The sequence below is a fragment of the Enterobacteriaceae bacterium Kacie_13 genome, from assembly GCA_013457415.1.
Classification (GTDB): Bacteria; Pseudomonadota; Gammaproteobacteria; order Enterobacterales; family Enterobacteriaceae; genus Rahnella.
Window position 1 is genome coordinate 1,938,268 of sequence record CP045665.1, and the last position, 15,124, is coordinate 1,953,391.

General features: G+C 52.2%; 18 protein-coding genes and 1 pseudogene. 18 read left to right on the top strand and 1 reads right to left on the bottom strand.

Features of this window, described 5'->3' with window-relative positions; translation table 11 throughout:
- Positions 1-4 precede the first annotated feature (4 nt).
- From GE278_08895 to GE278_08965, 15 genes and pseudogenes are all read left to right on the top strand, one after another.
- A complete protein-coding gene (locus tag GE278_08895) occupies positions 5-316 on the top strand; it encodes a hypothetical protein (protein QLK60868.1) in 312 nt (103 codons plus the stop codon).
- A 9-nt stretch (positions 317-325) separates the two neighbouring features.
- Complete coding sequence (locus GE278_08900) at positions 326-652, top strand: phage gp6-like head-tail connector protein (protein ID QLK60869.1); 327 nt, start codon at positions 326-328, stop codon at positions 650-652.
- Positions 649-990 (top strand): phage head closure protein, encoded by a 342-nt coding sequence (locus GE278_08905; protein ID QLK60870.1) that lies wholly within the window; start codon positions 649-651, stop codon positions 988-990. The genes GE278_08900 and GE278_08905 overlap by 4 nt, the downstream gene beginning before the upstream one ends.
- A complete protein-coding gene (locus GE278_08910; GenBank protein QLK60871.1) occupies positions 987-1,433 on the top strand; it encodes a hypothetical protein in 447 nt (148 codons plus the stop codon). The genes GE278_08905 and GE278_08910 overlap by 4 nt, the downstream gene beginning before the upstream one ends.
- Positions 1,430-1,762: a DUF3168 domain-containing protein gene (locus GE278_08915; protein QLK60872.1), complete on the top strand. Its 333-nt coding sequence runs from the start codon at positions 1,430-1,432 to the stop codon at positions 1,760-1,762. The genes GE278_08910 and GE278_08915 overlap by 4 nt, the downstream gene beginning before the upstream one ends.
- Positions 1,763-1,820: 58 nt before the next feature.
- Positions 1,821-2,270: a phage tail protein gene (locus GE278_08920; protein QLK63249.1), complete on the top strand. Its 450-nt coding sequence runs from the start codon at positions 1,821-1,823 to the stop codon at positions 2,268-2,270.
- A 47-nt stretch (positions 2,271-2,317) separates the two neighbouring features.
- Positions 2,318-2,740 carry a phage tail protein gene (locus tag GE278_08925; protein ID QLK60873.1) on the top strand — a complete coding sequence of 141 codons (423 nt, stop codon included), beginning with the start codon at positions 2,318-2,320 and terminating at the stop codon, positions 2,738-2,740.
- Positions 2,740-3,009: a DUF4035 domain-containing protein gene (locus GE278_08930; protein ID QLK60874.1), complete on the top strand. Its 270-nt coding sequence runs from the start codon at positions 2,740-2,742 to the stop codon at positions 3,007-3,009. Before GE278_08925 ends, GE278_08930 begins: the two co-directional genes overlap by 1 nt.
- 34 nt (positions 3,010-3,043) lie before the next feature.
- Positions 3,044-6,382 (top strand): phage tail tape measure protein, encoded by a 3,339-nt coding sequence (locus tag GE278_08935; GenBank protein ID QLK60875.1) that lies wholly within the window; start codon positions 3,044-3,046, stop codon positions 6,380-6,382.
- A gap of 3 nt (positions 6,383-6,385) precedes the next feature.
- Positions 6,386-6,724 carry a phage tail protein gene (locus tag GE278_08940; protein ID QLK60876.1) on the top strand — a complete coding sequence of 113 codons (339 nt, stop codon included), beginning with the start codon at positions 6,386-6,388 and terminating at the stop codon, positions 6,722-6,724.
- Positions 6,721-6,867: pseudogene (locus tag GE278_08945) on the top strand (phage minor tail protein L). Before GE278_08940 ends, GE278_08945 begins: the two are co-directional and overlap by 4 nt.
- A gap of 786 nt (positions 6,868-7,653) precedes the next feature.
- Positions 7,654-8,400 (top strand): phage minor tail protein L, encoded by a 747-nt coding sequence (locus tag GE278_08950; protein QLK63250.1) that lies wholly within the window; start codon positions 7,654-7,656, stop codon positions 8,398-8,400.
- Between the two features lie 2 nt (positions 8,401-8,402).
- Complete coding sequence (locus tag GE278_08955) at positions 8,403-9,113, top strand: peptidase P60 (protein QLK60877.1); 711 nt, start codon at positions 8,403-8,405, stop codon at positions 9,111-9,113.
- A 59-nt stretch (positions 9,114-9,172) separates the two neighbouring features.
- Positions 9,173-9,589 (top strand): hypothetical protein, encoded by a 417-nt coding sequence (locus GE278_08960; protein QLK60878.1) that lies wholly within the window; start codon positions 9,173-9,175, stop codon positions 9,587-9,589.
- 42 nt (positions 9,590-9,631) lie between these two features.
- On the top strand, positions 9,632-10,201 hold the full coding sequence (locus GE278_08965; GenBank protein QLK60879.1) for a tail assembly protein: 570 nt from the start codon (positions 9,632-9,634) through the stop codon (positions 10,199-10,201).
- A gap of 41 nt (positions 10,202-10,242) precedes the next feature.
- Here the strand turns inward: GE278_08965 and GE278_08970 are convergent, their stop codons facing one another.
- Positions 10,243-10,785 (bottom strand): hypothetical protein, encoded by a 543-nt coding sequence (locus tag GE278_08970; GenBank protein ID QLK60880.1) that lies wholly within the window; start codon positions 10,783-10,785, stop codon positions 10,243-10,245.
- Positions 10,786-10,966: 181 nt separating this feature from the next.
- On the opposite strand from GE278_08970, the gene GE278_08975 reads away from it, so the two are divergent.
- The 3 genes from GE278_08975 to GE278_08985 are packed head-to-tail and all read left to right on the top strand — an operon-like array spanning position 10,967 to position 15,103.
- Positions 10,967-14,140: a DUF1983 domain-containing protein gene (locus GE278_08975; GenBank protein QLK60881.1), complete on the top strand. Its 3,174-nt coding sequence runs from the start codon at positions 10,967-10,969 to the stop codon at positions 14,138-14,140.
- A 10-nt stretch (positions 14,141-14,150) separates the two neighbouring features.
- A complete protein-coding gene (locus GE278_08980) occupies positions 14,151-14,459 on the top strand; it encodes a hypothetical protein (protein QLK60882.1) in 309 nt (102 codons plus the stop codon).
- Positions 14,456-15,103 carry a hypothetical protein gene (locus GE278_08985; GenBank protein ID QLK60883.1) on the top strand — a complete coding sequence of 216 codons (648 nt, stop codon included), beginning with the start codon at positions 14,456-14,458 and terminating at the stop codon, positions 15,101-15,103. Before GE278_08980 ends, GE278_08985 begins: the two co-directional genes overlap by 4 nt.
- The last annotated feature ends 21 nt before the right edge of the window (positions 15,104-15,124 follow it).

A 15,124-nucleotide genomic window follows, 5' to 3' on the forward strand; every position in this document is an offset into this window, starting at 1 on the left:
AACAATGAAATTAATCGCAATTAAGCCGATTTATCACAACAGCAACGTTGTGGTAGAGCAGGAAACCTTTGAAACCAATGAACAGCATGGGCGTGAACTGGTCGCGAAGGGGTATGCAGTTGAAGTGCAGGTAAATCTTTCGTTATCTGGCTTGGTGCCGGGTGGCGAAGCAAATAACCTGCCAGAGCCAGAGCCAGAGCCAGAGCCAGAGCCAGAGCCAGAGCCAGAGCCAGAGCCAGAGCCAGAGCCAGAGCCAGAGCCAGAGCCAGAGCCAGAGCCAGAGCCAGAGCCAGAGCCAAAAACAAAGAAAAAATAGGGCGGAATTATGCTGACAATCGATAAGGCAAAGCATCACTGCAATATTGAGCAGGAATTCACTGAAGATGATGATTGGTTCGATGTTCGCATTAAGGCTGCTGTCCGATATGTCGAGAACTATACCCGCCGCAAAATGTATTACGAAGAAGCTGATCCAGCATATTTACTGGACCCTGACGCCTTGCTTTATGGGGAGGATATTGAAACAGCCATGCTTCTTCTCATTGCGCATTGGTATGAGAACCGCGAAGCAGTAAACGTGGGCAATATCACGAGTACCTTTGATTTTGCTGTCGTAGCGCTTCTTCAACCCTATCGGATATACGGCCTATGAAAGCGGGGAGAATGCGGAATCGCGTTATGCTGCAAATGCCCGGAGAAGGGCGTTTGCCGTCAGGTCAGCCCAGTACCGGCTGGGTTGATGTTAAATCCGTGCGTGCGGATATATCTGATATCTCAGGCCGGGAATTGTTGGATTCAGGCGCTGAAGTAGCTGGTACCACCACGCGCATTTGGATCAGGAAATATCCTGATGCGGTGCCGACGGCCGCCTGGCGGATTGTTCATATTCCACCTACCGGCAGCAATGAAGTTTACGATGTGAAATCAGTGCTCAGCGGCGAAAATGGCACGCGTCTTGAGATTCTTTGTGAGAAGGGGATAAAGCAATGATCGGAGCCAATCTGGATTTTAGCGATCTTCTTAACTTGGCGGAAGATTTGGCCGTCCTGAGCAAAGCTGAAACCAAAAAGGTACTCAATCAGGCCGCGCGGGCTGGCGCTGAAGTGATCCGTGACGCTGTAGAAGAAAGCGCGCCGAAACGCACCGGGAAGCTGGCACGCAACATTGTCGTGGTGAGCCGTAAGTCAGGACCCGGCGAAGCGGTGGCCGGTGTTCATATTCGCGGTACCAATCCCAACGGAACGAACAGCGATAACACCACCAAGGGTGCCAGCCGTAATAACGCCTTTTACTGGCGCTTCATCGAGCTGGGCACATCAAAGATGCCCGCGAATCCTTTCGTTCGCCCTGCCTACGATACCAATCAGGAATTGGCGGCACAGGCCGGGTTTGATGAGCTGAACAAGGCCATTGATGAGGTATTGTCAAAATGACCGAAGCCGATATTTACCCTCTGATCGGCGGGCTGTGCAACGGCAAAGTTTTTCCCTATGTCGCGCCACAGGGCACCGTTGCGCCGTGGCTGGTGTTCAGCCTGCCGTCAGATAATGAGGACGACGTTATGTGCGGGCAGTCCGGGGCGTCGTCGAACTCCGTCCAGATTGACGTTTATGCCACAACGATCGACGAGGCAACGGCTATCCGGGCTCAGGCCAAAGAAGCGCTCAAGCCTTTAATGCCAACCTCCCTCATGGGTACCAAAGGTTACGAATCTGACACCGGCTTATACCGGGCGACGATCGAAGTTCAAATCTGGGAATAGTTTCACTCACCCTAATCAGCCGCCTCCGGGCGGTTTTTTTATGTCTGGAGATCATCACATGGTCAGTAAGTACGAAAAAACGCAGGGAACCACCGTCAGCATTTCTGACGGTCCGGCGACCACACCAAATCCCGTTGGCGGTACTTGGATTGATGCCCAATGCGCGACGAAGGAAATCAGCTATACCGGCGGACAGAAGTCCGACATTGACGTGACCACTCTATGTTCTACCGAACAGGAACAGACGAACGGTCTGGCTGCACCGGCTGAAATGACACTCTCCCGTAACTGGGCTGGCAGTGAAGCCGCACAGGAAGCGCTGCAAACGGCATACGACAACGACGAGATCCGCGCGATTAAAGTCGTTTTCCCGTCAGGCAACGGTTTTGCTTATCTCTGCGAAGTTCGCCAGAACTCATGGAGTGCATCGACGTCCGGAGTGGTCACCGCGTCTTACACGCTGCGCATCAAGGGCAAGCCTGAGCGTATCCGTCCGGCAACAACCTAAGCGGCTTCGGCCGCTTTTTTATTACCTGAAACTTACCGGGGAAATTAATGAGCAAAGTTAAATCAGCCGTATCACTACGCACGCTGGCGCTGGCGCCGCTGTCGGGTTTTCGTAAGAAAGTTGTGACCGTTCCAGAATGGGGCGATGCAGCCGTGACGATCCGCGAGCCCTCTTCTAATGGATGGATTGAATGGCAACAGGTCATCAGTCCCGAACTGCCGGAAGGCCAGGAGCCGGTAAAAATGACACCGGCGCAGACAGTTCACCGCAACATGCAGGCCGACGTCATTCTCTTTATCGATGTGCTGTTAGACGAGAACGACCAGCCAGTCTTCAAAGAGGAAGATCGGGCGCAGGTCGAAAAGATTTACGGTCCGGTGCATTCCCGTTTGCTTAAGCAGGCGCTGGAACTTAGCACCACGGCGGAAGCCGCTGAAAAAAAGTCAGAGAGCCCGGCACCTTCTTCTTAATGACGCTGGCGCTCCGCCTCGGGCGCACGTTGCATGAGCTGAAAAATACACTTCCCGCCAGTGAGCTGAAGTTGTGGATGGAGTTTGACCGCATCAGTCCGATCGGGGACCGGCGCGCCGATCTGCATGCCGCACAAATCACCGCCGCCCTATTCAACGCTCAGGGCGGTAAGGTCAGTCTTAATGATGCCCTGCTTCAGTGGAATGAGGCCGAAGTGGAAACAGAAGAAAACGGCCTCGAAGGATTCCTCGGCAAGCTTGCAGATTAACACCCGCTCCGGCGGGTTTTTTTATGGGTGAAAAATGGCAACGCTGCGCGAACTAATTATTAAAATCTCTGCTAATTCCACGTCGTTTCAAAGTGAAATAGCCCGCGCCTCGCGTATGGGTGAAAACTATTACAGAACGATGGAGCAGGGAAGCCGCAGGGCAGAGTCCGCATCGCGTCAAAGCCAGCGCGCAATCGCCGACCTCAACGGCCAGTTATCGGGCATCAGCGACACTGCCAAAGATATGGCGGGTATTTTCGCCGGTGCATTCGCCACTGGCCACCTGATCAATCTTGCTGACGAATGGAATCAGGTTAATGCCCGTTTAAAACAGGCATCTCAATCGACAGAAGATTTCAGCAATAACCAAAAAGCGCTGATGGCGATTAGCCAGGTGACAGGCACTGCCTTTGGGGATAACGCCAGCCTGTTTGCCCGTTCCGCTGCCTCTATGCGCGAATTCGGGTATTCCTCGCAGGACGTTTTGAAAATCACCGAGTCAGTTTCGACCGGGTTAAAGTTGTCCGGGGCAAGTGCGGAAGAAAGCAGCTCTGTCATTACACAGTTCAGCCAGGCGTTAGCGCAGGGCGTTCTGCGCGGCGAAGAGTTCAACGCCGTGAACGAATCAGGCGACCGTGTGATCCGCGCGCTGGCGGCGGGCATGGGCGTAGCCCGAAAAGATTTAAAGGCAATGGCCGATCAGGGCCAGCTCACGATCGACAAAGTGGTGCCTGCGCTCATCAGCCAGCTCGGCACATTGCGCGGTGAGTTTGCCAGCCTCCCGGCGTCTGTCAGCGGGTCAGTAACGAAAGTTGAAAACGCCTTTCAGGCATGGGTTGGTGCGCAGAATCAGGCAACCGGCGTCACTGCTTCACTGAGCGGTCTGCTGGACGGTCTCGCCAACAACATGGATCAGGTCGCCTCTACTCTCGGCGTTCTGGTGGGTATTGGCGCGGCGCGCTTCTTTGGCAACATGGCGTCAGGCGTCGGTACAGCCACCACGCAAATGATCGCGGCGCAGCGGGCTGAGGTTGCTCTGGCTGCTGCACAGGTTCGCGGCACGCAGATTTCAACTGCCCGCGCCCGCGCTGCGGTTTATCGCGCTCAGCAGGCGAAAGCCGCCGCAGTCAGCGCGGACCAGCAAACGGCAGCTGAGAAAAGGCTGGCGGCCGCGCAGGCGCAGTTAACCAGAAACATGGCAGCCCGTGAGGCGGCGCAAACCCGTCTCAATTCCGTCGCGTCGTTGGGTTCCCGTATTGGGAGTGGCCTTCTGGGCGCTGTCGGCGGCATACCGGGCGTGGTTTTGGGGATCGGTGCCGCGTGGCTTTATACCTCTCAGCAAAATGAGCAGGCCCGCCGCGAAGCGCAGGAGTACGGCAAAGCCATAGATTTGATCCGGCAGAAAACCAGTTCAATGGCGCTGCCGGAAACGGATGATAACGTTCAAAGAACGAAAAGCGCGTTTGATGAACAAAACCGGCTGGTTGCTGAACAGGCTGAAAGAGTACGTAAGCTGAAAGTTGAAATCAGCGGCTATCAGCAAATTTTGGCGAATCCGGGGCCTACCGTCGGCGGGTTCATGGTCAATCACCTGACCAGCATCGACAGTGCGACGAAGTCCCTCGGAGAAGCCACCTCCTCACTGACCGTTGAGCAGGAACGCTTATCGGAAATGCAGGGTAAGTCTCTCGAGATTCAGACGGTTTTAGAGGGGCTGGAACACCGCCGCGTTGCGCTGATCCGGCAGCAGGCCGCCGAGCAAAATACCGCTTATCAGTCCCTGTTGATGATGAACGGCCAGCACACTGAATTTAACCGCCTTCTCTCACTGGGTAACACGTTGTTGCAGTCCCGCGCCGGTCTGGTCAATTCGCCGATGCGCGTGCCGCAGGCGGACGTATCAACCAAGGATCAGCAGAGCCTACAGCAAAGGCAGCAGCAGGCGGAGCTCGCAGGTCTGACCGGTCTGTCGAAAGTCCGCAAGCAGGCGCAGTTTGATCTGGAGAAAATGGGGAAAACTGGCGCTGAAAATGCCACGTACTCCATCCAGTACACCAAAGCCTTGGAGGACGAATACAACAATACCCAGCGGTTATCGGACGCCAAAAAAGGCGCGAGTGCCGCAACCAAAGAGCAGAACAAAGCCGAGCGGGAAGCCGCGGCGCAGGCTGAGCAGTACACCCGGAAGATGGCCGATCTGAGTGTGGCTATTGAGGTGCAAAGGGTCAGAGCGACTGAGGGTGAAAAGGCGTCCGAACTTTATGCTGCGTCCCACCAGACAGGTACCAAATGGACGGAAGCGCAAATCAAAGCGATCCGTGAGTCGTCTGAAGAACTGGCGAAGTGGAATCAGAAAGCGGATGAAACGGTTAGAAAGCAGCGTGAGCAGGCCGACGCGCTGAAAGACCTCACTGACGCCGCCAGAAAGTACCGCGACGAAACCGCCCTCATGACAGAGACGGCAGGACTTAGCGACCGTCAGCGTTCTCGGTTTGATGAAACTCAACAGATAAATCGTGTTTTTGACAAGGCAGGTGGAAAAGATAATTCACAGGCCGTCGCAGCGCAAAAATCAGCATTGGATGCCTTGGACGTGAAATATAAGGCAATCGCAGCTTCCGAGGCTGACTGGCTATCCGGTGCTTCACTAGGTTATAGCAACTGGCTGGAAGAAGTCAGTAATGTTTCCAGCACGGTTTCCGACGGCGTAAAAACTACGATGGACAGCGCATTCACCAACGTTACCTCCATGTTAGAGGGCAACAAGGTCAGCTGGAAGTCATGGGGTGTTTCTGTTCTGCAGATCATTGAGAAAGTAGCGCTCCAGATGGCGGCTGTGAGCCTGATGGGCGGAAGCAGTGGCGGTTCAGCGTGGGGCGGCCTTTTGGGTACGATTGCCGGTGGCGCAGCCAGTTACTTTGGCGGCGGTGCCGCGGCATCCTCCTCAAATGCATTTTCCTCAGGTTCTTACAGCGATCTCTCGTTCAATGCGAAAGGCGGCGTTTACGACTCTCCATCCCTGAGCTCTTTCAGTAACGGGGTATACAACTCACCCACCATGTTCGCCTTTGCGAAAGGTGCCGGTGTGTTTGGTGAGGCAGGACCTGAAGCGATCATGCCGCTGACTCGCGCAGCCGACGGGTCACTGGGTGTCAGGGCGCTCGTTGCTGGCGCTTCCGGGGCTGGAGGCAATAGCGCACCGCAGGTCTACATCACAATCGACAGCAACGGCAACGCCAGCACTGAATCATCCGGTGGCTGGGAGCAGTTCGGCACGCAGATCGCCAACTATGTAAACCAGCTGTATCAGCAGAACAAGATGAAGGATCTGCGCCCCGGCGGCGACATCTGGAACGCAATGAAAAACAGGTGATCAATGGCTATTCAAACATTCACGTGGTGCCCGCGTTTAAACGCCGAAGCCGACACAACCTTTCGCACGCGGAAAGCGCAGTTCGGCGACGGATACACCCAGGTTGCAGGGGATGGTTTAAACCCCAAAAGTCAAAAGTGGACGCTGAGCTTTACTGGCAATGAGAGTTACATCGGGGCGATTAAAGCGTTTCTGGATGCTCATCAGGGAACAAAGGCGTTCCTTTGGAAACCTCCGCTCGAGCCGCTGGCGATGTTTCGATGTGACACGTACAAGCCAACGGCGCTCGGGGCGGGGAAATACACCCTTGATGCTACTTTCGAACAGGCGTTTAAACCATGAGCATTAACAGCGATTATCAGAAACTCGAGCCGGGAGACACCGTCCGGCTTTTTGAAGTGGATGGCACCGCTTTTGGGACTGGTGATGTCCTCAGATTTCACAATTACAATCTGCCTTACACCGAAGCAGAAATTGAGGCAGCGAACCCGGTCAGCGCGATTCGTTTGGATAATGCGACACTGGATCGCCGTGTTACTTACACGCGTGCTGGCGCGGTAAGTTACCTCGGGCAGGATGGTAAAATATACCAGGCCGCGGCGAACCAATGGCCGCTTGAATTTTCGGGGGCGGTTGGGAGGACTGAACCAGAGCCAGCCTCATCAAACAGGCTGCTACAAAGTTCAGCTCTAAATAATGCAGTCTGGACAGGAACGAGCGTTAATATAACTTATGGAGGTGTGGCCCCAGATGGCTCTTTAACTAGTTCGAAGATGGTTCCCCTTAGTAGTGGGTCATCATCAAGATCTAAAAATCAAAGCATTCAGGGAGCAGTTTCTCAGGGTGAGAAATATGCTCTGTCAGTGTTTGCTAAGTCATCGGGATACAATTATCTGCAATTTACTTGGTCAGCAGGCGCGACAGGTATTAGCGGAGCCTTCATAAATTTTGATTTAACCAATGGCACGACTTACAACCCCAGTGGGTTAGATGTGACTATATTCCCTATTGGTGGTGGGTGGTATTATTGCTCAGCTGTTGTCCCCGTAACTGGCAATGCTTCAGCCAGTAAATTACTCGCTTTCGGGTTAGTCCCTACATTAACCAGCGCTAGAAATGCAGCGTGGGCCGGTGATGGAACAAGCGGTATAGAGTTGTGGGGAGCGCAAATTGAATTATCTGATAGACCCTCAAGTTACATGCCCACTCTAACTTCTGTAGCAAACCGTCCTGCAGCAACTGCAAATATTCCTGCCAATGGTGCTTCAGGAATCAAAATAACTTACTCAAACGGAGAAACAGCGAACCTCTCGTTCGGTTCTGCGAGTTTTGTTGCATTACCAGCGGCAAGCAAACCTTGGGGTACCCGCTACATCACCAGCATTGAATATGTAGGGGGTGTTCCGACCTATGATGAGTCGAAGCTTCCTGCGAAATCTATCTGGTGGCAGGGCAATGAATACTCCGCCTGGCCGGTTCAGATTGAAGGCATTGAGGCATCCACCAGCGGCAGTGGCGCGCAACCAAAACTGACAGTAGCTAACCTCGACGGCTCAATCACGGCGCTTTGCCTTGCATACGACGACATGCTTCAGGCAGTGGTGACGATTCACGATACGCTGGCGCAATATCTCGATGCACGAAACTTTGCTGGTGGGAATGCGACGGCGGACGCCACGCAGGAAAAGCTGCAGGTTTTCTACATTGACAGCAAAAGCATGGAAACTAATATCTCAGTTGAGTTCACGCTGAGTAGCCCGATGGATTTACAGGGGCTGATGATCCCCACTCGGCAGCTTCATTCACTTTGCACCTGGTGCATCCGTGGGAAATACCGATCAGGTGATGGCTGTGATTATGCCGGTACCAAATATTTCGATAAGCACGGTAATCCGGTAAGCGATCCTTCTCTCGATGTATGCAACGGCACGCTCAACACTGGCTGCAAACTCCGCTTCGGAGCAAACAACGAATTGCCGTTCGGCGGATTCCCTGGCACCTCTCTGATTAAGAGCTGACTATGCGCGATAAAACCCTGCAGGATATTTTTGAACATGCCCGGCAGAGCTACCCGCACGAATGTTGTGGCGTGGTAGCGCAGAAAAGCCGGGTAGAGCGTTACTTCCCCTGTACCAATCTGGCAGCCAATCCGAGTGAAGATTTTCACCTTGACCCAATTGGTTATGCTGAGGCTGAGGACTGGGGAACGGTTATTGCCATTGTTCACAGCCACCCCGATGCAACAACCCAGCCGAGCGAGCTGGATAAGGCGCAGTGCGACGGAACAGAATTACCCTGGCACATCGTGAACTGGCCGGAGGGGGATTTTCGCACTATCCAGCCCCGCGGCGACTTGCCGTTACTCGAGCGCCCGTTCGTGCTTGGCCACACCGACTGCTGGGGGCTGGTGATGAGCTATTACAGGCAAACCCACGGCATTGAACTGACCGATTACCGCGTAGATTACCCATGGTGGGAGAATGATTATCCGGATAATTTTTATCAGGACTGCTGGTATGAATGCGGGTTCCGTGAAGTCAGCGGGCCGCCTATACCCGGTGATATGTTAATAATGCAGGTGCAATCCAATAAGTGGAATCATGCCGGTATCTTGCTCGAGGGCAATATGCTTCTTCATCACATGCACGGGATGCTCAGTCAGCGCGTGCCTTACGGTGGGTACTGGCAGGAACGGACAATGAAAATTGTCAGGCACAAAGATCTGATGTAGGCGCGTTGCCTTGCTGAGTGGTGCTGCTATCATTCTTCCATTAACTCAGAGGGATGATGATGAAAAAAATACTTTTAGCAGTGCTGGTGCTCGGGCTGGCTGGTTGCGCAACTAAGCCAGTGTCAACCAGTCAGGCAAAAAATGTACCCGATGTAAGGGTGCTTAATTCAGAGTTTCTAATATCCAAGACGCAAAATAATGGCATGGTAACAATTAAGCGAGACTCTGGTTTTTCAGGCAGCGCTTGTCTTACTCGCGTATATATTGACGGAAAAGAAATTGCTGATCTGGACACGGCTGAGAAGGTCGTAATTTACCCGACCTTGGGCAATCATGTTTTCAGTGCCTGGCCTAAAGGAGTATGTGGTGGCGGCATGGTAGAGGTTACGGGAACAGTCACAAAAGAAAATCCCCTGACTTATCGAATAGGATATGGCACTAACGGAGATTTTGGTCTTTATCCAACAGCGTTTTAACAATCAACCCGCCTTATGGCGGGTTTTTTCATTGGAGGAATTATGGAAGAAGTAATGAGTCAGATTGAACTAGGCGGTGTGCTTGGTAAAACTTTTGGCAAAACCCATCACAGACTGATACGTACCGTCCATGAATCAACTCGAGCATTAGCAGCTACGATAGACGGTTTTGGAAAATTTATGATTACAAGCAAGCGGCGGGGTCTTACATATGCTGTCTTTCGCGGTAAGAAGAATTTAGGGGTAGATGATATTGGCTATCCCGTGACTGGAGAGGTTATTCGAATTGTCCCGGTAATTATGGGGAGTAAAAGAGCTGGCCTCTTGCAAACAATCCTTGGCGCAGTCCTTGTGGTGGTTGGTGTCGTGACGCAGCAATATTACTTGGCCGCTTCCGGTGTTGCTATGGCTGCTGGAGGAATTATTCAAATGCTCTCTCCGCAGACAGCGGGTCTCGCCAGCAAACAGGATGCCGATAACCAGGCCTCTTATGCTTTCGGTGGTGTCACGAATACAGCAGCTCAAGGATACCCTGTTCCGCTTCTTTACGGAAAACGCCGGATCGGTGGAGCGATTATTTCAGCCGGCATTTATGTCGAAGACCAGCAGTGAGAGCAGTCAAGTTTTTGAATGACTGCCCTGACCACACCTAACTATAAAATTTCATTTTTTGGAAAATATTCAGTCAAGAAATATGAAAGGTGATCAAATGCCCATTTCAGACCGTCCTCCTGTCGCGCACGAAAAGTCAGGTTCACTTTTGAATATGATTCACCATAGATTTCGAGAGGCGACGAAAGCCAGAGGAGAATGCTCTGAATATATTGAGTGGCCTGCTGGCGGGTTTCCCCATCCGGAATGGCCTGAGAAAGATACTCATAAAAATTGACGTCAAGATTATCAATCTCTTTTTTGATTCTTTCTGAGACATTATGGCGACATGATAAGTCTATATAACCATGTAGAAATGGCTCATCGTGACCTATGGCACAGCCAAAAGTCATAAATAAGCCGTCTTTCTTGTTAATACTAGTTATAAAATCCCTGAACCATGGGTATTCATTAATTTCATGAATATCATGGATTTTTTCAGGGTATTGAACTAAATCAAACCCGCCATTGTTTATATCTCCATTTTCTCTTATCTGACTGCGATATGGGAATTTAGTGAAGTTATGACGCTCTGTTTTATCCATCGTTACCTTCGATTTCTCTTACCGAGTTAATCAGCCATCCCTCCAGTGAATGACGGTCATGCTCTAAACATGGCCGGGCTGATCCTTGAGCGTAATTCACATTATCCTTACAAAACACCCTGATATTTGATCAGGTATCCATCATTAGCCGCCGTTGTGCGGCTTTTTTTATGGGCGCAATATGGCAACCGCAACCAAAATAAAAGGCCGCAAGGGCGGCAGTTCTTCTTCACGCACGCCTGTAGAACAGCCAGATGACCTCCAGTCTATCGCTAAAGCAAAACTGCTTATTGCTCTGGGGGAAGGGGAATTCGGCGGTGGCCTCACAGGCCAATCCATTTTTCTGGACGGGACGCCGCTTCTAAACAGCGACGGTTCGATCAATTTCAGCGGGGTGGCGTGGGAGTTCCGCGCCGGGACGCAGGCGCAATCCTACATACAGGGATTGCCGGGGACCGAAAACGAAATCAGCGTAGGTACTGAGGTTAAAAGCACAGTCGCCTGGACGCACACTTTCACAAATACCCAACTTTCCGCTATTCGCCTGAGGCTGAAATGGCCGTCACTCTTCAAACAAGAAGATGATGGGGATCTGGTTGGGTACTCGATTAATTACACCATTGAAATGCAGACCGACGGCGGCGCGTTTCAGACAGTAATCAACACAGCGGTTACCGGTAAAACCACATCGGGATATGAGCGCAGCCACCGTATTGATTTACCGCAGGCTGGTTCAACGTGGACTATTCGCCTGCGTAAAATTACCACTGATGCTAACAGCGCCAAAATTGGCGACGCAATGACGATCCAGAGTTATACAGAAGTCATTGACGCCAAACTGCGTTATCCGAACACAGCGCTGCTGTACATCGAATTTGATTCCAGCCAGTTCAACGGTTCTATCCCGCAGATTTCATGCGAACCGCAGGGGCGCGTCATTCGCGTACCTGATAACTATGACCCGATAACGCGTACGTACAGCGGGACATGGGCGGGGGCTTTTAAATGGGCATGGTCCGATAACCCAGCGTGGATTTTCTATGATGTGGTGGTGACGGATCGCTTTGGTCTGGGTAACCGGCTCACCGCGGCTAACATCGATAAATGGGAGCTGTACCAGGTCTCGCAGTATTGTGATCAGCAGGTTCCTGACGGGAAGGGCGGCAGCGGCACAGAGCCGCGTTATGTCTGCAATGTTTACGTGCAAAGCCGGAATGATGCCTATACGGTTCTTCGGGATTTCGCGGCCATCTTTCGTGGCATGACCTACTGGGGCGGAAATCAGATCGTTGCCCTGGCAGACATGCCCCGCGACATCGATTACAGCTACACCCGTGCAAACGTCATCGATGGTCAGTTCAGTTACTCAAGCAGCACCACCAAGACACGGTATACGACGGCTCTGGTGTCATGGTCTGATCCGGACAATGCCTACGCTGACGCAATGGAACCTGTCTTTGAACAGGATCTGGTTACGCGCTACGGCTTCAATCAGTTAGAGCTGACGGCGATCGGCTGTACCCGCCAGTCTGAGGCAAACAGGAAAGGGCGCTGGGGTATTCTGACCAATAATAAGGACCGCGTGATTACTTTCTCGGTCGGTCTGGATGGCATGATCCCACAGCCGGGTTACATCATTGCGGTTGCGGATGAAATGCTGTCTGGAAAAGTGACCGGTGGCCGCATAAGTTCGGTGAATGGACGCGCCATCACCTTGGACCGTGTTCCTGATGCCGCCGCCGGTGGCCGGCTGATTTTAAACCTTCCATCCGGTGCAGCTCAGTCACGCACGATTCAGTCAGTATCCGGGAAGATTGTCACAGTGACGGCTGCCTATGGCGAAACGCCAGAAGCTGAAAGCGTCTGGGTTGTAGAGTCTGACGAGCTGTATGCGCAGCAATACCGTGTGTTCAGCGTCGCCGACAATAACGACAACACATTCACTATTTCAGCGTCTTATCACGACCCGGATAAATATGCGCGCATCGATACCGGCGCCATTATTGACGAACGTCCGATCAGTGTTATCCCGCCGGGCAGCCAGTCGGCACCTGCCAACATTCAGATCGGGTCCTATTCCGTGGTCAACCAAGGGATCAGTGTTCAGACCATGCGGGCTACGTGGGATACGACGGCTAACGCTATCGCCTATGAGGCACAGTGGCGCCGTAATGACGGCAACTGGGTAAACGTACCGCGCAGTTCTACCACGTCGTTTGAAGTGCCTGGCATTTACGCTGGCCGCTATCTTGTGCGCGTGCGTGCTATCAATGCGGCAGAAATATCCAGCGGCTGGGGTTATTCAGTTGAAGTTACACTTACCGGAAAAGAGGGGAACCCGCCGAAGCCGGTTGGCTTCACGGCCACTGGTATCAACTGGGGGATTCAGCTGAACTGGGGCTTCTCAGAAAATACCTCTGACACGCTGAAAACAGAGATCCAGTACACACCGAACTCCGATCAGTCGAACCCGCTATTACTGTCTGATGTCCCATATCCACAGGCAATTTATACGCAGCTGGGATTAAGGGCAGGTCAGTTATTCTGGTACCGCGCTCAGTTGGTGGATAAGACCGGGAATGAGTCAGGGTATACCGAGTGGGTCAGAGGCATGGTTAACGATAATGCCGACGATTACCTCGGCGATATCGCGGATGATTTCCTTAGTTCTGCTGACGGAGACCGGCTGACGGGTGACATTGAAACCAACATCGACGCCATCCTTCAGAATGCCTTAAACCTCAACTCGACCGTAGATCACCAGTTCGCTCAGAACGGGGAGGTGCGCGCTGACATTCTGACGGTTAAAACCACCATTGCTGAAGTCGATCAGGGATTGGCTGATTTAAGTACACAAGTGCAGGCTCAAATCGGGGACGTGACGGCGGCACTCGAAGATAAGCTGACGGCGGTTGTTGATGCCAGCGGAGCCTCAGCCATTTACACACTGAAAACAGGTGTGCGGATCGGAGGCGTGATGTACAACGCCGGAATGTCGATCGCGGTTCTGGCGCAAGCCGGACAGCCGGTGGTTACTCGTGTTGGCTTTAACGCGAACCAGTTTGTTTTAATGAGTGGCTCCGGCACGACGCAGTATTCACCGTTTGCGGTAATCAATGGGCAGGTGTTTATCAGTGACGCATTCATCCAGGACGGAACGATAACGAACGCGAAGATAGGTAACTTCATTCAGTCGAATAACTACGTAGTTAATACGTCAGGTTGGCAGTTAAATAAATCTGGGACGTTTTATATTAACGGCTCGTCCGGCACCGGACGGATGGTGATCACCAATAATATCATTCAGATTTTTGATGCTAATAATACTCTCCGTGTCCGCATGGGACTTTGGTAAGGAGGACTTTATGCCACAAGGAATTCAATGCTGGGACGCTGCAGGCAATTTAGTTGCAGACATCGGTGATTATAATTGCAGGCTTCTCGGGACGGCGAATATCACCTCGCCTATCGCTTCAAATCCAGTTATCGCGACCTCGGTTTCTGGTATGACGGCAGCGGGAAGTTTTGCCGTGATCGTGGCAACGTCAAATGCCGCATATCCATCAAACCTTTATGCGTGCAGGGCGGTAGACGGAGGTTTCAATACCTATCTTCTGACTACTTCACTTTCTGTTGCCGTCACGCTAACTGTCTATCTGTATGGATTTCTATGAGTGGATTCGAGACGTATAACACCGCCGGAGCTTTGGTTGTGAGCTCTGATTTCACCGGCACTTATCTGAGGGACAGTAAAGCCTATGGTGCGGTAACTGATGCAGGTTTTTACAATATCAGCACCCCAATCGGAAACGGAACGGATATGGGATACGTAAGCAACCCTTACCCGGCTGATGCCAACCTGCTTTGGTTCAAATTTAACAATGGCGCGAAGATGATGTTCAACGGAGGACAGCCTTACGGGACAGCCAATTCCGGAACGATGGCGCGAACCGGCGTGGATGTCGGTACAACCAGTGGTTATCTCGATGTCTTTAATGCAGCTGGCGCTTTGGTGTGGTCTGCTGTCACGGCAGCAAAAATTCCGAGGGTGTTGGGTTTTTACGATATCCCGGCTGGTTTCGATTTGGATAACTCTGTTTACTCTCAAAATATCGGGTCAGGAACTTATCTACTCGCCAGCGCCGCACCCTCTAACCTCGGAGGCGATGGTGGAACATCGGGATATTCAGGCCTGATGTTTTCGTTCTCCGGCGGCGTATTGAGCGCATTCTGGCCAAGGCAGAACCAAAGAACGTGGGCCGATACATTGAAAAATTATGGCTTGAGGATCCCATATGCAATCATTCCCAACATTTAATTAGTTATATTTGTCGCAAAG

Bases quoted from the DNA above. Each gene is read 5' to 3' on its own strand.
- GE278_08895 (QLK60868.1), top strand. From the start codon at position 5: ATGAAATTAATCGCAATTAAGCCGATTTATCACAACAGCAACGTTGTG.
- GE278_08900 (QLK60869.1), top strand. From the start codon at position 326: ATGCTGACAATCGATAAGGCAAAGCATCACTGCAATATTGAGCAGGAA.
- GE278_08905 (QLK60870.1), top strand. From the start codon at position 649: ATGAAAGCGGGGAGAATGCGGAATCGCGTTATGCTGCAAATGCCCGGA.
- GE278_08910 (QLK60871.1), top strand. From the start codon at position 987: ATGATCGGAGCCAATCTGGATTTTAGCGATCTTCTTAACTTGGCGGAA.
- GE278_08915 (QLK60872.1), top strand. From the start codon at position 1,430: ATGACCGAAGCCGATATTTACCCTCTGATCGGCGGGCTGTGCAACGGC.
- GE278_08920 (QLK63249.1), top strand. From the start codon at position 1,821: ATGGTCAGTAAGTACGAAAAAACGCAGGGAACCACCGTCAGCATTTCT.
- GE278_08925 (QLK60873.1), top strand. From the start codon at position 2,318: ATGAGCAAAGTTAAATCAGCCGTATCACTACGCACGCTGGCGCTGGCG.
- GE278_08930 (QLK60874.1), top strand. From the start codon at position 2,740: ATGACGCTGGCGCTCCGCCTCGGGCGCACGTTGCATGAGCTGAAAAAT.
- GE278_08935 (QLK60875.1), top strand. From the start codon at position 3,044: ATGGCAACGCTGCGCGAACTAATTATTAAAATCTCTGCTAATTCCACG.
- GE278_08940 (QLK60876.1), top strand. From the start codon at position 6,386: ATGGCTATTCAAACATTCACGTGGTGCCCGCGTTTAAACGCCGAAGCC.
- GE278_08955 (QLK60877.1), top strand. From the start codon at position 8,403: ATGCGCGATAAAACCCTGCAGGATATTTTTGAACATGCCCGGCAGAGC.
- GE278_08960 (QLK60878.1), top strand. From the start codon at position 9,173: ATGAAAAAAATACTTTTAGCAGTGCTGGTGCTCGGGCTGGCTGGTTGC.
- GE278_08965 (QLK60879.1), top strand. From the start codon at position 9,632: ATGGAAGAAGTAATGAGTCAGATTGAACTAGGCGGTGTGCTTGGTAAA.
- GE278_08970 (QLK60880.1), bottom strand. From the start codon at position 10,785: ATGGATAAAACAGAGCGTCATAACTTCACTAAATTCCCATATCGCAGT.
- GE278_08975 (QLK60881.1), top strand. From the start codon at position 10,967: ATGGCAACCGCAACCAAAATAAAAGGCCGCAAGGGCGGCAGTTCTTCT.
- GE278_08980 (QLK60882.1), top strand. From the start codon at position 14,151: ATGCCACAAGGAATTCAATGCTGGGACGCTGCAGGCAATTTAGTTGCA.
- GE278_08985 (QLK60883.1), top strand. From the start codon at position 14,456: ATGAGTGGATTCGAGACGTATAACACCGCCGGAGCTTTGGTTGTGAGC.